Source organism: Janthinobacterium sp. UMAB-56 (assembly GCF_900095265.1).
Classification (GTDB): domain Bacteria; phylum Pseudomonadota; class Gammaproteobacteria; order Burkholderiales; family Burkholderiaceae_D; genus Janthinobacterium.
On record NZ_LT607655.1, the window covers coordinates 367964 to 382778 of the forward strand.

A 14815-nucleotide genomic window follows, 5' to 3' on the forward strand; every position below is an offset into this window, starting at 1 on the left:
ACCTACTTTACTCAAAAACACTATTCCATTAGATCGCGCATATCATCGGCGTGCTCTTCCTCGACAGCCATGATCTTGATCAACAAATGGCGTGTAGTCGGGTCTTTGTCGCCAATTTTCACGATCATCTGGCGATACGACTCGATCGCCACGCGTTCCGCGATCAGATTGGCACGCACCATGCTTTGCACGTCTTCGGAGTCATCATACTCGGCATGACTGCGCGCAAGCAATGTTGCAGGATTAAAATCTGGCTTGCCATTCAATTGCACGATGCGTTCCGCCAGCCAGTCGGCGTGTTCCTGCTCCTGCTGCGCATGCTCAAGGAACTCGGCCTTGATGCTGCCGTTATCGCGCCCGCTCACGGTGTAGTAATGGCGCTTGTAGCGCGCAATACACACCAGTTCGGTGGCCAGCGCCCCATTCAAGAGGGTGATCAACTCCTGGCGGTCGCCCTGATAGCCGGCCGTCACGGCGCCGTCGTCCAGGTTTTTGGCGGCCGCGCGGATGGCGGCCGTGTCGATGCCAGCTGGAATCTCAACTGAATTTTGCGTCATGATGTTTCCTTTCAAGTTGTGCATGGGTATCCACCGGCCAACATGCGGCCGGTGCTGCCTTTTTTACTGCCGCGCCAAACGGTGCGGCTTAACGGCGGGCGGGAATGGCCGTGTTATCTTCCGACAAGACGATTTCCACCCGGCGATTCAGCTGGCGATTCGCCGCGCTGTCATTGCCTGCGGCCGGATAGGCGGCGCCATAGCCTTTGGTGGCGATGCGATCACGGCTGATGCCTTGCTCCAGCAGCGCATTGCGCACGGATTCGGCGCGGCGCTGCGACAATTGCAGGTTGTGCGCCGAACCGCCCGTGCTATCCGTGAAGCCTTCGATCAGCACGGTGCGCTGCGGGTTGTTTTTCAGCACATCGGCCAGCTTGCGCGCCGTATTCGCGCCATCGGCCGTCAAGTTCGCCTTGTCCGTGCCAAACAGCACATCGCCCAGCGTAATGACCATGCCGCGTTCGGTTTTCTTGGCGGCCAGGTCGGCCAGCTGCACTTCCAGCGCGGCGGCGCGGGCCGTGGCGTCACGGGCCGACGCTTCGGCCGCCTGCGCTTGGGCCTTGGCCGCTTCCGCATCCGCCTGCGCCGCCTGGGCGCGGGCCGTGGCCTGGTCCGCCTGCTGCGTGCGCGCATCGAGGCGCAACTGGTCGCGTTGCTTGCCGGCGTTGGCGATATCGGCCTCGGCTGCCTTTTGCTTGGCGACTTCTTGCGCCGTGGCGATCTTTTGCTTGGCCAGGTAGGCCAGCTTGTCGACTTTTTCGCTATCTTCCTGGCGCGTGGCGGCCGCGTTCGCCGCTTCCAGCGCAGCGCTCGCTTCACGGAATTCGCGTGGCGCATAGGTCGACACGATCGGGTTCGATTGCGCCGCCATGTAGTCGCCGCGCGTCTGGTCGAGCAGGCTGGTGGTGGTCGGTGCGGAACTGCAGGCGGCGACAAAAGCGGCCATGGCCAGCAGGCCTGGAAGCGTGGTGTAAGTAGCTTTTTTCATGATGGAATCCTGTTCTTCTTGTTGGTTATTGTTTCGGGGCTTGCTGGTTGGCACGCTCGAGTTCTACGCGCATGACGCGGATGCTCTCGTTAATTTCATCGGCGGCGCTGGTGGCCTTGGCCGAGTTGGCCTTGCTTTGCGCCAGCTTGGCATCGGCTTGCGCCTGGTCTGCCAGGTCGCGCGCCATCTTGTAATCGTGGTCTTTCAGGGCCTGGTTGGCCATGCGCATTTTTTCGCGGGCCGAACGCATTTCATCGGGAGCCAGGTCGGCGGCGCCGGCGCTGGCGGCGTTATCGACGGCGGCGCGCGAGACGGCAACATCGGCCGTGGCTGGCGTTTTCAGGCTGGAACAGCCGGTCATGAAGACAACGGCGGTGGCGCAGGCGGCCAAGGCGGCCAGCGGGGACATCTTGAAATCTCGGTTTGTCATTTTTTTTCTCCTGGAGAAGGTTAAGCGACAGATGTAAACGTGAGTACATCTGGAATCTGGAACGGCGTTTGATGTATGACGTTATAGGCTCCGGCTCCCTGCATATCTGTTCGGTGCCGCACATAGGGTAGGAAATCGACAATACTTGCGGCCGCAAGGTGCGCCAGCGCACGCGCCGGAGCATAAAAGCGAGAATCGAACCCGGCTTTGGAACGATTCCTGTAGCATCGTGAATACTTGCCCAGAAAGAATCGTCCCCCATGCAACTGTCACGCCGCCAGAAAATCACCCTCGCCAGCGCCGCCGTCCTCATCGCCGTGCCCGTCACGGCCGCCGTCGTCCTGCTCAATATGGACTGGAACCACACCAAGCCCTGGCTCAACGCCCGCGCCAGCGAAGCCCTGGGCCGGCCGTTCGCCATCGCGGGCGACCTGTCGCTGACGTGGCAGCAGCCAAGGACTGCGGGACCGCGAGGCTGGCGCGACTACCTGCCCTGGCCGCACCTGCAGGCAAATGACGTGCGCCTGGGCAACCCGAGCGCCATGGCGGTAGTAGGTGAGCAAGCGCCGCTGGCCAACGTGGGCCAGCTGGCGTTTTCGCTCAATCCCCTGGCTTTGCTGGAGAAGAAAATCATCATCCCGCAATTGCGCTTCGACACGCCGCAGGTGCGCTTGCTGCGCAACCAGGACGGCAAGAACAACTGGACCTTCGAGCACCAAGACCAGTCATCGCCGTGGCAGCTGGAACTGCAAAGCGTGGTCTTCAGCAAGGGCACCGTGACGCTGGACGATGGCGTCACCAAAACGGCGATGCGCGCCGATATCGACACCATCGCGGACGATGCGCGCTACGGCATCGCGTGGAAACTGTCTGGCACTTACCGCGGCGAACCCGTCAAAGGAGGCGGCAAGGCCGGTGGCGTGCTGTCGCTGCAGCGGCAAGGCACGCCCTTCCCCATCCAGGCCGAGATGCGCGCGAGCGGCAGCAGCGTGGCCATCGAAGGCACGCTGACGCGCCCGGCGGACCTGGCCGCACTCGACGTGCGCCTGAAAATCTCGGGCCCCAGCATGGCGCGCCTGTATCCATTGACGGGCGTGCTGCTGCCGGAAACGCCGCACTTCAGCACGGAAGGCCATTTGACGGGCACCCTGGCGCCGCGCGGCGGCGAATGGGTCTACGACCAGTTCAGCGGCAAGGTAGGCTCCAGCGATGTCGCAGGCAAGCTGGCCTTTTCAGCCAGCACGCCGCGCAAGCGCCTGACGGGCGAAGTGCACTCGCGCCTGCTGCAATTTTCCGACCTGGGTCCGCTGGTGGGCGCCGATTCCAGCGCCAGCAAGAAGGAACGGGGCGTGCCATCGACGCAGCCGGTCGGCCGCGTGCTGCCGGTGGAAACGTTCAAGACGGAGCGCTGGGCCAGCCTGGACGCCGATGTGCGCTACACGGCCGATAAAATCACGCGCGACGCCGAGTTACCGATCAGCAAACTCGACACGCATGTGGTGCTGACGGACGGCGTGCTGTCGCTGACGCCGCTCAACTTCAATGTGGCGGGTGGCACCCTGACGTCGCAGATCAGGCTCGACGGCAGCGGCAAGGTCATCGCCAACGGCATCGCCGCCGAACTCAAGGCCAGCGCCCGCCATCTGCACATCAAGCAATTGTTTCCCCGCCTGCCGGCCCTGCAAGCGAGCGTGGGGGAAATCAATGGCGACGCTTCGCTGTCTGCCACGGGAAACTCCGTCGCCAGTCTGCTGGGCAGTTCCAACGGCGAAGTGCGCGCACTGATCAACCGGGGCAGCATCAGCAAGCTGTTGCTGGAAGAAATGGGCTTGAATATCGGCAGCATCGTGCTGACCAAGCTGGTGGGCGACAAGCAGGTCAAGCTGAACTGCATGGCCGCCGATTTCGTCGTCACCAAGGGATTGATGCGCACGCGCCAGTTCCTCGTCGACACGGATGATGCCGTGCTGCATGTCGACGGCACGGTAAACCTGGGCAATGAGCAACTGGACCTGACCCTGCGGCCGGACAGCAAGGGCTTGCGCATCTTTTCGCTGCGCTCCCCCTTGTACGTGCAGGGTACTTTCAGCAAGCCCGACGTGAGCGTCGACAAGGGCGTGCTGGCCCTGCGCGCCGGCGGCGCCGCGGCGCTGGCCGTGGTGGCGCCCGTGGCCGCCCTGCTGCCGCTGGTGAATACCGGCCCCGGCGAGGACAGCGCATGCGCAGCCCTGCTGGCCCAGGCGCGCGTGAAGCCGGTGGCGCCGAAACCGGGCAAGACACCGCGCAAAAGCCGCTGAACGGCATGCAAGCTGTGCACGATTACAATTGTTACACCCCTATGTGCGTTGCCGAACAGACCCTGCCTTGTCACAATCCTATTCTGTGATCGTGCCTGAAACACGTGGCGACACGAAGTCCCACCGGCCCCTACCACGCCGGCGCCACGAGGTCCGAATTCATAGGAGAACTATTATGCAAATCATTAAAAAAATCGCCGCTACCACTTCCGTTGCCGCCCTGCTGCTGAGCTTGACGGCTTGCGCCAATATGTCCGGCCAGGATAAAAACACGGCCATCGGCGCAGGTGTCGGCGCCGTTGCCGGCTCCGTGCTGACGGGCGGCAGCGCCATCGGCGCAGTCGGCGGCGCCGCCGTCGGCGGCGTGATCGGCAACCAGGTCAAGCCTAAGTAAGCTTCGATCGAGAAAGCGGGGTGGGTGCTCAGGCGCCCACCCCGCTTTTTTACGTCCGGCCTGCGCTGACGAATGTAGAATCAGACGAAGACGTTGGCCATGCCGATGGCGCCGCTGTCCTTGACCAGCGCATAACAGCGGCAGGAAACGGCTTCCAGCCCCGCCGAATCGAGGATCTCGATATTGCCGCGGCTGTAGGTGATGAGTTTTTGCTGTTGCAGCGCGCTGGCCGCCTTGGTCACGCCGACCCGCCGCACACCGAGGGTGTGGGCGAGGAATTCATGCGTCAGGTGAAATTTTTCGGACTGCAGACGGTCGCGCGTGATCAGCAGCGAACGGGCCAGACGCGCCTCGAGCACGTGGAAGCGGCTGCATACGGCAATCTGGATGGCTTGCGCCAGCAAGGTGTCCGTGTAGCGGTACAGCAATCGCTGCAGGGACTCAAGCTGGGCAAACTCGGCGCAGAAATCGGCCCGCGCGATGCGGCTGGCAGTACCGGAACGCTGCACCACGGCACGCACTTGCGCCAGATCATGGCCCAGCGCGACGGAAGCGCCCAGGACGCCTTCGCGGCCGACGGAGCCCACTTCCAGGGTCATCCGGCCTTCCGCCACGGCCAGCAGCGAGATCAGGCAATCGCCGGGGAAATAGATGTGGCCGATAGGCTGACCCGGTTCGTACAGTACCTCGCCCACCTCGACCGTGACGCTGTCGAACAGCGCGGTCAGGTGCCGCAAGTCGTGTTCGGGCAGGCTGGCCAGCAAGCGGTTGCCGGCGTGCAGCGCGCCCACGGGCGGCCCCAGGCCAGATCGGCCTGCGTCGCGGGACAGGGTCATGCTGGCGTTCGTTGGTGGCATTGCTTTTCCTTGGTGTCGTTACAACTCGACATAATTTTTACTTAGCCTACGGTGCAGTACCGGCCCTGTATGTACGGTGACGCACGGAAGCGGAGCAAGCGGCACAGCACACTGGCAACACACACGCAGAACACGCATTACCCTTTTCACTATTTAAAAAAACAAGGAGCCTTCCATGACCACCACCAAATCCCTCCATCCGCTGGTGCTTGCCGCCGCCGTCGCCGTCTTGCTGTTTTGCGGCGTCGGCACGGCTGCCCTGATGGGCTGGCTGCCTTCGTCCCATGGCGATAGCCAGCCACTGGCGGCCAGCGCCTCGGCCGAACAAATGGCCAGCCTGCAGGCGAACCAGCCGCCGGCCGGCGCCCAGCCGCTGGCCGCCCTGCCACCGCAGCCACAGCAACAAGCACAGCAGCAGCCCGTACGACAGCCGCAACCGCAACCACAGCAACAATATGCGGCAGCCCCGGCGCCGCAGGTGTGCGGCAATTGCGGCGTGATCGAAGCCATCCATGAAGTCAATACGCGCGCCGAAGGCAGCGGCGTGGGCGCGGCCGGCGGCGCCGTCGTCGGCGGCTTGCTGGGCAACCAGGTCGGTGGCGGCCACGGCAAGCAACTGGCCACCGTGCTGGGCGCCGTCGGCGGCGCCGTGGCCGGCAACCAGATCGAAGGCAACGTGCGCGCCACGCGCAGCTACAACATCGTCGTGCGCCTCGATAACGGCAAGACGCGCACCGTGCACCAGAGCGCCGCGCCGAACTGGCGCCAGGGCGACCGCGTGCGCGTCGTCAACGGCGTCTTGCGCGCCATGGGATAGGCGAAGCGCGGCGGCGCCGCTGCCGTGATTAGTTGCAAATAAAATACACGCCCGGCCTGTCCGGGCGTTTTCTTTTTGATCATGTTCGTTGGCGTACAGATGCGCTGAACATGAAGCGAGATGATATCTCCAGGAAGTTTCAACGGATGTCTTCAAGGAGATGTGATGGAAAGCGACATGGCAGGCGGCAACAGGATCTGGCTGGGCTTTATTGGTGGCGGCATCCTGGCCACCGCGCTGGGCTTTTGCGCGCTGGACCTGGCGCCTGAAACAAGCGCGCCCGTTTTCGGCGTCATGCTGCTGCTGACGGGCGGCATGGTCAGTTGCCTGGCGGGCGCCGTTGGCATGGCCGGCATGCTGGCGTGGTTACCGGGCATGGCTGATGAACACGCCGACCGCCCCCAATAGTTGAGCCTTGTGTACGACAGCGTACAGAACGCAAGGGAAACAAAGTAGACACTAAGTCATGGCATCGGCGTTCAGCGACACAGTCGCCGCGCAATGACAAAAACCGATGACGGCGCCGGCAGCGAGCAACTTGCCAGCCAGGCAACCGTCATCCACCCACTACTCTAGGAGGACTCATCATGCTGTATACAATCGCCGTCGTACTCATTATTCTTTGGCTGCTGGGCCTGGTAACTTCCTATACCATCGGCGGCTTCATCCATATCCTGCTGGTGGTGGCTGTCATCATGATCCTGTTGCGCCTGATCAGCGGGCGCGGCTTATAGCCTAGGCCGTTAGCGCAGGGTAACAGGGCGGCGCACGTGCAAACGGGCGCCGCCCTTTTTGCCGCCTTTTGTGTACAGTGTGCGCGCACTGGCACGCTGCGGCATTTTGCAGTAACGTGTGCAGGTAATTCCTGGGTATGTCCCAATAACAAAACAAGGAGAAAATCCATGAAAGCATTGAAAAACGGCCCTGGCGCCAAATCCCTGATCGGCATGCTGGTCATCGCATTGGCCGCTAGCGGCTGCGCGGATATGTCCGCCACACAACGTGGCACGGCCACGGGCGCCGGCGTCGGCGCAGGCCTGGGCGCCTTGATCGGCGGCACCACCGGTGGTGGCAGCAGCGGCCGCACGGCCGGCGGCGCCCTGATAGGCGCGGCAGCGGGCGCCGTCATCGGCAATATCTGGTCGAACCGCATGGAAAACCAGAAGCGCGCCATGGAACAAGCGACACAGGGTACTGGTGTGCAAGTGACGCAGACGGCCGATAACCGCCTGAAAATGGAAATCCCCAGCGATATTTCCTTCGACACCAACCGCGCCGACATCAAGGGCAATTTCCGCCCGATTCTCGACCGCTTTGCCGCCACGCTGAATGAAAACCCGAACACCACGGTCAGCATCATCGGCCACACGGACAGCACGGGCAGCGCTTCGATCAACGAACCGCTGTCGGTGGAACGCGCGGCCCACACGCGCGACTACCTGTCCATGCGCGGCGTCTCGCCGACGCGCGTCGTCACGGAAGGCCGCGGCGCCCGCGAGCCGATCGCCTCGAACGCCGATGCCTCGGGACGCGCACGCAATCGCCGCGTGGAAATCTACGTAGCCGAAATGGCGCCACGCTAAGTTGACACGCATCAATAAAAAAACCCGCTGGCAATGTCATTGCCAGCGGGTTTTTTTCATCTAAAACGGCTTATTTCGACGTCGTCGCCTTGGCACCGCTGTCACCTTCCTTCGCCACCTTGGCGAAGTCGCCAGCCGTCACGATCGAGACGGCCGCAGGCTTCAGGTAGTCGCGCAGGCTCTGGTTCACTTGCGCCAGGGTCAGGGCCGCCACTTTGGCTTCCAGGTCCTTGTCGTAAGCCATGCTGCGGTCTTCGGCAAGGTAAGTGGCCAGTTCGCGCGCCAGGCCGCTGTCTTGCGTGCGGCCTACTTCCTGCGATTGCAACCAGCCTTTCTTCGCTTCGACCAGTTCCTCTTGCGTGAAGCCGTCGGCCAGCACCTTGGCGATTTCCTCGCGCAGGGCCGCTTCCACCTTGACGGTGTTTTGCGGCGCGCTGATGGCATACGCCATCCAGTAGCCGGCCGGTTCGCGCGACGGGATGCTCACTTGCGAGCCAACGCCGTACGACAGGCCTTCCTTCTGGCGGATGCGGTCGGCAAGGCGGCTGCGCAAGGCGCCGCCACCGAGCATGTGATTGGCGATCAGCAAGGCGGGATAGGTGGCGGCGTCATCCTTGAGGGGAATCGGCTGGATGGCGAACAGTACACTGTTGGCCTTGTCCGGCGTTTCCAGGGTGACTTTTTCGCCGCTGACAGGCTTGACGGCATCATGAATGCGCACGTAAGGCTGCTGCGCCTTCCAGCCGCCGTACAGGCTGGCCACTTGCGCCTTCAGCGCGGCCGGGTCGAAGTCGCCCACGGCAGCGAAAGTCGCGTTGGCAGCGCCATAGTAGGCGCCATGGAAGGCTTTCACATCAGTCACCTTGATGGCTTTCCATTGCGCCAGTTCAGACGGCAAGGTGGCCACGTGGCGCACATGGCCTTCCGGCGTGGCGTCGAGCAGGCGGCGGAAGGCGTTCACGGCCTGCGGCTGCGGTTCAGGCAATTCCTGCTCGGCGCGGCCGACGCGCTCGCGCTGCAATTCCAGGAATTGCGTTTCGTTCAAGGCGGGCTGTTGCAGCACTTGCGCCAGCAGCTCCATGGCGGCAGGCAAGTTCTCGCGCTTGCCCATCAGCATGGCGGTGACGCCCTCGGCGCCGCCGGAGATAGCCACTTGCGTGCCCAGCTGGTCGAACTTGTCCTTCACTTCCTGGCGCGACAGTTTGTCAGTGCCACGCGACAGCAGATTAGCCGTATAGCTGCCCACTTGCGCCTTGCCGCGCAAGCTCTCTTCACTGCCGAGCTGCAATTTCAGCACGACGCTGACAGTGTTGCCCTTGGTTTTCTTCGGCAGCAAAGCCCCTTTCAAGCCGTTCGGCAAGGTGAAGCGCTGGGTGCGCGCTTCGATATTGTCGGGGCTGGGGTCGAACGCTTCGCCCTGCGCCACCACGGCGCGGCCCGTGTAGCCGGCCAGTTGCGGCGCCACGTCGGCATAGGCCGGCACGACGGTGCGGTCCGGTGCATCGGTGGGGATGAAGCGGCCCAGGGTGCGGTTAGAACTCTTCAGGTATTTCTCGGCGGCCGCCTGCACCTGCGCCGTCGTCAGCTTGTCGAGCTGGTCGCGCTGCAGGAAGAACAGACGCCAGTCGCCGGCCGCCAGGGACTCCGTCAGGGCTATCGTCAGGCGCGCCGTGTTCGAGGTGGCCAGTTCGATCTGCTTGTTCAATTGCTGCTTGACGCGCGCCACTTCCGCGTCCGTGATCGGTTGCGATTTCAGCCCTTCCAGCACTGTCAGCATGGCCGCTTGCGCCGCGTCAAGGTTGCCATCGACAGGCACCAGCGCGCCGAACAGGTTGTAGCCCGGCTCCAGGTTGCTCACCGAGTTGTATTCGATCTTGCTAGCCAGCTTGGTTTCCACCAGCGCCTTGTGCAAACGGCCAGCCGGGGCGTCCGTCAGCACGTGACCGAGCACCTCGATGGCGACGGCGTCCGGGTTGCCGGACGGCGCCACGTGATAGCCGGCGCCAACGAATTGCGTGCCGCCGCTGCGGCGCACCGTCACGGCGCGCTCGCCATCCTGCACCGGTTCGGCCGTGTAAGTCGGTTCGATCACGCGCGTGGGCTTCGGGATCTTGCCAAACAGCTCATTGATCTGCTGCAAGACCTTGGCTTCATCGAAGCGGCCCGCCACCATCAGCACGGCGTTGTCCGGCTGATAATATTTATGATAAAACGCGCGCAAACGGGGAATGTTCACCTGCTCGATGTCGGAGCGGGCGCCGATGGTCGATTTGCCATAGTTGTGCCAATCGTAGGCGATCGCCTGGATACGTTCGCTGGTCACGCCGATCGGGTCGCTCTCGCCCATCTCGAATTCATTGCGCACGACCGTCATTTCACCCTTCTGCGTCTTCGGGTTCCACAGGTCGTTCTGGTCGATGGCCGCATTGACCATGCGGTCCGCTTCCATGGCCAGCATCTGGCGCAGGTTGTCGTCGTTGGCGGGGAAGGTGGCGTAGTAATTGGTGCGGTCGTACCAGGTGGTGCCGTTGAACTGCGCACCCGTCGAGTTCAGGATCTCGACCGGGGTTTTCGTGCCCTTCTTGACGCCGAAGTTGGCGCTGGGCTTGAACAGCAAGTGTTCGAGCAAATGGGCCATGCCCGTTTCGCCATAGTTTTCATGGCGCGAACCGACCAGGTAGACGATATTCGTGGTCAGGGTCGGCTTGCTGGCGTCCGGGAACAGCAGCACGCGCAAGCCATTGGCCAGGCGGTATTCGGTAATGCCTTCGACCGACGTGACTTTGACGGCGGCGGCGCGGCTGGCGGCAAGCTTGCCGGCTTTCTGGCTCGGTGCCGCCTCCACAGGAGTGGCGGCGAGAATGAACGAAGGCGAGAGGATGCCGGCGGCAAGCAGGAGGGCGGTAATAGGTTTCAAGTCGGAGTCCTGGTAACACTACGTTTAAAGATGCACAGGCGAAAGAGGCGCAAGCGCAATGCGATACAAACGCAAGAATTGCCATGGGCCCGCGCTGCGTCTTCGCCGCCCAGGGAAATTATTGCTCTCACAATTTACGGCATACTTATCAGTTACGCAAGTCCCTGTCATCAAGCTGTTATCTGCCCGTGTTATACTCCTCGGTTCCAGAACTATCTGCCTGTATATGAGACGAGCTCTCGTCCTGCTCTGCCTTTTTGTTTTCATCGCCTTACCCCAGGCGTTCGCCAGCATGGCCTACGCCAGCCCTTCCCCATTCCAGCATGCAATAGCGGCCGGCTCTGCCGCCACGCCCGCCTTCAGCATCGATTGTGCCGACGCCAGCGTCCATGCGGATCTGCCTGGCGACAGCTGCGATACCGAAGAATGCGACAACGACCCCATCACGCTGTACCCGAGCTCGCGCCAGGGGCCGCCGTTTTACGCCATCATTTGGCAAGCGGGACCGGGCGCACTTGCCGAAGCGGACGTGCGGCAGGCCAGCCGGCCACCGCGCGTCCGCCTCTGAACAGATGCATGCAGCACCCACGCGCCCGGGGCTTTAGCCGCCAGGTACGCTTTACACTGATCGACTTTACAAGGTAATACACATGGAATGGTTATTTGACCCGACAATCTGGGTCGGCCTGCTGACGCTGGTCGTACTGGAAATCGTACTGGGTATCGACAACCTGATTTTCATCGCCATCCTGGCCGAGAAACTGCCGCCGCATCAGCGCGACAGGGCGCGCGTGCTGGGCCTGACCCTGGCCCTCGTCATGCGCCTGGGCCTGCTTTCCCTGATTTCCTGGCTGGTCACCCTGACCACGCCCTTGTTTTCCCTCGGGATATTTTCGTTTTCGGGGCGCGACCTGATCCTGCTCCTCGGCGGCCTGTTCCTGCTGTTCAAGGCGACCAGCGAACTGCACGAACGCCTCGAAGGCGTCACGCATGCCCAGACAGGCCCGAAAGTCTACGCCGGCTTCGGCCTGGTGGTGGCGCAGATCGTCGTGCTCGACGCCGTCTTTTCGCTCGACGCCGTCATCACGGCCGTCGGCATGGTCGACAATCTGTATGTGATGATGGCTGCCGTCGTCATTTCCATCGTCGTCATGATGCTGGCATCGAAGGTGCTGACGCGCTTCGTCAACGCCCACCCCACCGTTGTCGTGCTGTGCCTGAGCTTCTTGCTGATGATCGGCCTGTCGCTGGTGGCCGAGGGCCTGGGCTTCCACATTCCGAAAGGCTATTTGTACGCCGCTATCGGTTTCTCGATCGTCATCGAATTCTTTAATCAGCTGGCGCGCCGTAACTTCCTCAAGCTGCAGTCGAACGCTCCGCTGCGCGACCGCACGGCGCAGGCAGTGCTGAGCCTACTCGGCGGACGCAAGGGCCGCGAAGCCGTGGAAGAGCACGAAGTCAAGGAAATGCCCGATGTCTCCGCCTTCGGCGTGGAAGAACGCAATATGGTCAGCGGCGTGCTGACCCTGGCCGAACGGTCGATACGCTCCGTCATGACGCCGCGCGGCGACGTCTCGTGGGTCAACCTGAACGACAGCAGCGAGAAGATGCTGCAACTGCTGCGCGACACACCGCACAGCATGATTCCTGTCTGTAATGATGACCTGGACAATGTGCTCGGCATCGCGCGCAGCAAGGACCTGATCGAGGATCTGGTGTCGCGCGGCAAGATCGACCCGGACAGCATGCGCGAAGCCGTCGTCGTGCCGGAAGCGGCCGGCGTGCTGAAAGCCATGGAAACCCTGAAGCGCTCGCGCGGCCAGCTGGTGCTGGTGGTCGACGAGTTCGGCACCGTGCAAGGCGTGCTCACGCCCATCGACATCCTGGAAGCCATCGCCGGCGAGTTCCCCGACGAGGACGAGCAGCCCGACGTGGAAGTGCTGGGCCCCGGCCACTGGCGTATCGATGGCGCAACGGACCTGCATTACCTGGAGCAAGTGTTCGAGACGGAAACCCTGGTCAGCGAAGACGGCGAATACAACTCGCTGGCCGGCTTCCTGCTGGCGCATTTTGAAAACATGCCGGCCGTGGGCGAAGTGCTTGAACTCGATGATTTACGTTATGAAATCGTCGCCGCCGACGAGCGCCGCATCGCCTGCGTGGACGTGCGCCGCATCGAGCCCGATCACAGTTTGTAACACAATGGCAAGCGTGCCCCGCTTGCCATGCCGTATGCTGGGGTCTGCCCATACCGGAGACCCTACGATGAAACGATCCCTGCTACGCCTGACCCTGCTCGCTGGCGCCGCCCTCGGCGCCCAGGCCAGCGCCCAGACGGCCAACATCAAGCCGGGCCTGTGGCAAGTCGACAGCACGATGGCGTCGCCGGACGCCGCCACCGACAACGCCATGTCCATGGTGTTGCAGCAACTGGGCAACCTTCCTCCCGATCAACGCAAGCAGCTCGAAAGCATGGCCGCCAGCCGCGGCATGGCCATGCCCACCGTGGGCGCCGATGGCGCCGTGCGGGTGACGGCGTGCGTGACGCCGGAAATGGCGGCGCGCAAGCAGATACCCACGGGCCAGCCCGGCGATTGCAAATCGAAAAACACCGACATCGCCGGCGGCATGCAGGTCTCGTTCACCTGCGCCAACCCGAAATCGAGCGGCGAAGGCCAGGTGCGCTTCAGTGGCGACCAGGCTTTCAGCATGCAACTGGCGGTGACGACCAGCGCGCGCGGCACGCCGGAACAGGTGAATGTGACGAGCAAGGGCAAGTGGCTGGGTGCCAGCTGCCCTGCCCCTGCCACGACGGCAGTTCAAAAGCCGTGACGGAAGCCCATATTGAAGGCCGCGTCGCCGCGCCCCGCGTCGCTGGCATTGCCCACCGTGTAGCGGGCGCCGTTCTTGTTGTGGATTTTCGCGTAGGACGCGTAGAAATCGCTGCGTTTTGACAGGGAATACGTGAGGCCGACGGCCACCTGCGTGGCGTCGCGGTTGGCCAGGTCGCGGTCATCCTTGCGCACGTACGATGCCAGCAGCTTGAAGCCGCCCACGGGCACGGACACGCCCAGCAAGGTGTCGCGGCTGTCCGACGACGATTGCGACAGGGCCAGCGAGCTGTACGCATTGCTGGGGTCCCACGGCGAACTGCCATAGCCCTTGTTTACGCCCACGGCGGCAAAGGCCGTGGCCACCTTCAGGTCGAAATTCGCCGCGATCAGGGTGTTGCGCGACGACATGTCGATGGCGGGCAAGGTGCCGGAGGCGAGGATGAAGTTGTTTTTTCGCTGGTGCGACACGCTGACATTCACGGCGCCGGCCGAATAGCCGAGGGTGGCGCCATACGCGCGGTTGTTGGCGCTGCTGTACGGCGACTCGCCAAAGCTGTAGATGGCGCTGGCGGTCACGCCGCGCAAGGCAGGCGTCACGTATTTGACGGTATTGTCGTAGCGTTTCACGCTGTAGCCGGCCAGGTTGCCGGCACTGCCGGCCATGCCGCCCTTGAACGGGTCGGCCACGTCGGTGAGCGCCAGGTATTGCAGATTGTACTGGCGTCCCAGGGTCAGCGCGCCCAGGCGGCTATCCACGCCCACGTAGGCCTGGCGGCCGAACAACCGCCCGTCTTCCGACTGCCCCGTGTCGTTCTGCACGCCCGCTTCGAGGGTAAACACGGCGCTGACATCATTGCCGAGCGCTTCGCGGCCCTGGACGCCCAGGCGCGAGCCGGACGCGACGCCGCCGGACACCTTGGCGCCGGCGCAACTGGCGGCACAGCCCCGTTCGGCAACGATGCCCGCGTCGAGCACGCCGTACACGGCAACGTTACTGGATGCGGCACTGCCCGCGCCATCGGCAGCCTGGGCCGTCGCGCCCAGCGCGAATGGCCCCATCCCTATCACAGCAAGCGCAAAATACGAGGTCTTCATGATAAATATCTCGGTGACGTGAATGAAACTTCCCGGTATTGATCAG

At 63.0% G+C, this 14815-nt stretch carries 15 protein-coding genes; 9 read left to right on the top strand and 6 right to left on the bottom strand.

What is annotated here, in order from left to right:
* Positions 1–20: 20 nt before the first annotated feature.
* The 3 genes from K0F85_RS12560 to K0F85_RS12570 all read right to left on the bottom strand — a co-directional run bounded on the left by K0F85_RS12560 (position 21) and on the right by K0F85_RS12570 (position 1975).
* Positions 21–557 (bottom strand): bacterioferritin, encoded by a 537-nt coding sequence (locus K0F85_RS12560; RefSeq protein ID WP_219116328.1) that lies wholly within the window; start codon positions 555–557, stop codon positions 21–23.
* An 88-nt stretch (positions 558–645) separates the two neighbouring features.
* The gene (locus tag K0F85_RS12565) at positions 646–1545 is read right to left on the bottom strand and encodes an OmpA family protein (RefSeq protein ID WP_219116329.1); all 900 of its coding nucleotides are present in this window, start codon (positions 1543–1545) and stop codon (positions 646–648) included.
* A 25-nt stretch (positions 1546–1570) separates the two neighbouring features.
* Entirely contained in the window at positions 1571–1975 is a 405-nt protein-coding gene (locus K0F85_RS12570) for a DUF4398 domain-containing protein (RefSeq protein ID WP_219116330.1), read from the bottom strand.
* A gap of 260 nt (positions 1976–2235) precedes the next feature.
* Here K0F85_RS12570 and K0F85_RS12575 point away from each other — a divergent pair, with 260 nt between their 5' ends.
* Together K0F85_RS12575 and K0F85_RS12580 are read left to right on the top strand one after the other, a co-directional pair.
* Complete coding sequence (locus K0F85_RS12575) at positions 2236–4272, top strand: AsmA family protein (protein WP_219116331.1); 2037 nt, start codon at positions 2236–2238, stop codon at positions 4270–4272.
* A gap of 175 nt (positions 4273–4447) precedes the next feature.
* Entirely contained in the window at positions 4448–4666 is a 219-nt protein-coding gene (locus K0F85_RS12580; RefSeq protein WP_077401543.1) for a glycine zipper 2TM domain-containing protein, read from the top strand.
* An 80-nt stretch (positions 4667–4746) separates the two neighbouring features.
* Here K0F85_RS12580 and K0F85_RS12585 read toward each other — a convergent pair whose 3' ends face one another.
* Entirely contained in the window at positions 4747–5523 is a 777-nt protein-coding gene (locus K0F85_RS12585) for a Crp/Fnr family transcriptional regulator (protein WP_257572726.1), read from the bottom strand.
* Positions 5524–5698: 175 nt separating this feature from the next.
* On the opposite strand from K0F85_RS12585, the gene K0F85_RS12590 reads away from it, so the two are divergent.
* The 4 genes from K0F85_RS12590 to K0F85_RS12605 all read left to right on the top strand — a co-directional run bounded on the left by K0F85_RS12590 (position 5699) and on the right by K0F85_RS12605 (position 7923).
* Entirely contained in the window at positions 5699–6340 is a 642-nt protein-coding gene (locus K0F85_RS12590; protein WP_219116332.1) for a glycine zipper 2TM domain-containing protein, read from the top strand.
* Positions 6341–6505: 165 nt separating this feature from the next.
* Positions 6506–6748 carry a hypothetical protein gene (locus K0F85_RS12595; RefSeq protein ID WP_219116333.1) on the top strand — a complete coding sequence of 81 codons (243 nt, stop codon included), beginning with the start codon at positions 6506–6508 and terminating at the stop codon, positions 6746–6748.
* A gap of 179 nt (positions 6749–6927) precedes the next feature.
* Positions 6928–7074, top strand: coding sequence for a lmo0937 family membrane protein (locus tag K0F85_RS12600; RefSeq protein WP_121670992.1), 147 nt, complete (start codon positions 6928–6930; stop codon positions 7072–7074).
* 168 nt (positions 7075–7242) lie between these two features.
* Positions 7243–7923: an OmpA family protein gene (locus K0F85_RS12605; RefSeq protein ID WP_219116334.1), complete on the top strand. Its 681-nt coding sequence runs from the start codon at positions 7243–7245 to the stop codon at positions 7921–7923.
* 70 nt (positions 7924–7993) lie between these two features.
* Here the strand turns inward: K0F85_RS12605 and K0F85_RS12610 are convergent, their stop codons facing one another.
* Positions 7994–10840 (bottom strand): pitrilysin family protein, encoded by a 2847-nt coding sequence (locus K0F85_RS12610; protein ID WP_219116335.1) that lies wholly within the window; start codon positions 10838–10840, stop codon positions 7994–7996.
* A gap of 292 nt (positions 10841–11132) precedes the next feature.
* Here K0F85_RS12610 and K0F85_RS12615 point away from each other — a divergent pair, with 292 nt between their 5' ends.
* The 3 genes from K0F85_RS12615 (at position 11133) to K0F85_RS12625 (ending at position 13672) form a co-directional block, all read left to right on the top strand.
* Positions 11133–11408: a hypothetical protein gene (locus tag K0F85_RS12615; protein WP_219116336.1), complete on the top strand. Its 276-nt coding sequence runs from the start codon at positions 11133–11135 to the stop codon at positions 11406–11408.
* Positions 11409–11490: 82 nt separating this feature from the next.
* The gene (locus K0F85_RS12620) at positions 11491–13038 is read left to right on the top strand and encodes a TerC family protein (RefSeq protein WP_219116337.1); all 1548 of its coding nucleotides are present in this window, start codon (positions 11491–11493) and stop codon (positions 13036–13038) included.
* Between the two features lie 67 nt (positions 13039–13105).
* Positions 13106–13672 carry a DUF3617 domain-containing protein gene (locus K0F85_RS12625; protein ID WP_219116338.1) on the top strand — a complete coding sequence of 189 codons (567 nt, stop codon included), beginning with the start codon at positions 13106–13108 and terminating at the stop codon, positions 13670–13672.
* On the opposite strand, the gene K0F85_RS12630 is transcribed toward K0F85_RS12625, so the two are convergent.
* Positions 13660–14769 (bottom strand): porin, encoded by a 1110-nt coding sequence (locus K0F85_RS12630; protein WP_219116339.1) that lies wholly within the window; start codon positions 14767–14769, stop codon positions 13660–13662. The genes K0F85_RS12625 and K0F85_RS12630 overlap by 13 nt on opposite strands.
* Between the last annotated feature and the right edge of the window lie 46 nt (positions 14770–14815).

Excerpts from the sequence above, each read along its gene's own strand:
- K0F85_RS12570 (WP_219116330.1), bottom strand. The coding sequence starts at position 1,975 with ATGACAAACCGAGATTTCAAGATGTCCCCGCTGGCCGCCTTGGCCGCC.
- K0F85_RS12615 (WP_219116336.1), top strand. The coding sequence starts at position 11,133 with ATGGCCTACGCCAGCCCTTCCCCATTCCAGCATGCAATAGCGGCCGGC.
- K0F85_RS12595 (WP_219116333.1), top strand. The coding sequence starts at position 6,506 with ATGGAAAGCGACATGGCAGGCGGCAACAGGATCTGGCTGGGCTTTATT.
- K0F85_RS12575 (WP_219116331.1), top strand. The coding sequence starts at position 2,236 with ATGCAACTGTCACGCCGCCAGAAAATCACCCTCGCCAGCGCCGCCGTC.
- K0F85_RS12600 (WP_121670992.1), top strand. The coding sequence starts at position 6,928 with ATGCTGTATACAATCGCCGTCGTACTCATTATTCTTTGGCTGCTGGGC.
- K0F85_RS12630 (WP_219116339.1), bottom strand. The coding sequence starts at position 14,769 with ATGAAGACCTCGTATTTTGCGCTTGCTGTGATAGGGATGGGGCCATTC.
- K0F85_RS12580 (WP_077401543.1), top strand. The coding sequence starts at position 4,448 with ATGCAAATCATTAAAAAAATCGCCGCTACCACTTCCGTTGCCGCCCTG.
- K0F85_RS12620 (WP_219116337.1), top strand. The coding sequence starts at position 11,491 with ATGGAATGGTTATTTGACCCGACAATCTGGGTCGGCCTGCTGACGCTG.
- K0F85_RS12585 (WP_257572726.1), bottom strand. The coding sequence starts at position 5,523 with ATGCCACCAACGAACGCCAGCATGACCCTGTCCCGCGACGCAGGCCGA.
- K0F85_RS12605 (WP_219116334.1), top strand. The coding sequence starts at position 7,243 with ATGAAAGCATTGAAAAACGGCCCTGGCGCCAAATCCCTGATCGGCATG.
- K0F85_RS12565 (WP_219116329.1), bottom strand. The coding sequence starts at position 1,545 with ATGAAAAAAGCTACTTACACCACGCTTCCAGGCCTGCTGGCCATGGCC.
- K0F85_RS12625 (WP_219116338.1), top strand. The coding sequence starts at position 13,106 with ATGAAACGATCCCTGCTACGCCTGACCCTGCTCGCTGGCGCCGCCCTC.
- K0F85_RS12560 (WP_219116328.1), bottom strand. The coding sequence starts at position 557 with ATGACGCAAAATTCAGTTGAGATTCCAGCTGGCATCGACACGGCCGCC.
- K0F85_RS12590 (WP_219116332.1), top strand. The coding sequence starts at position 5,699 with ATGACCACCACCAAATCCCTCCATCCGCTGGTGCTTGCCGCCGCCGTC.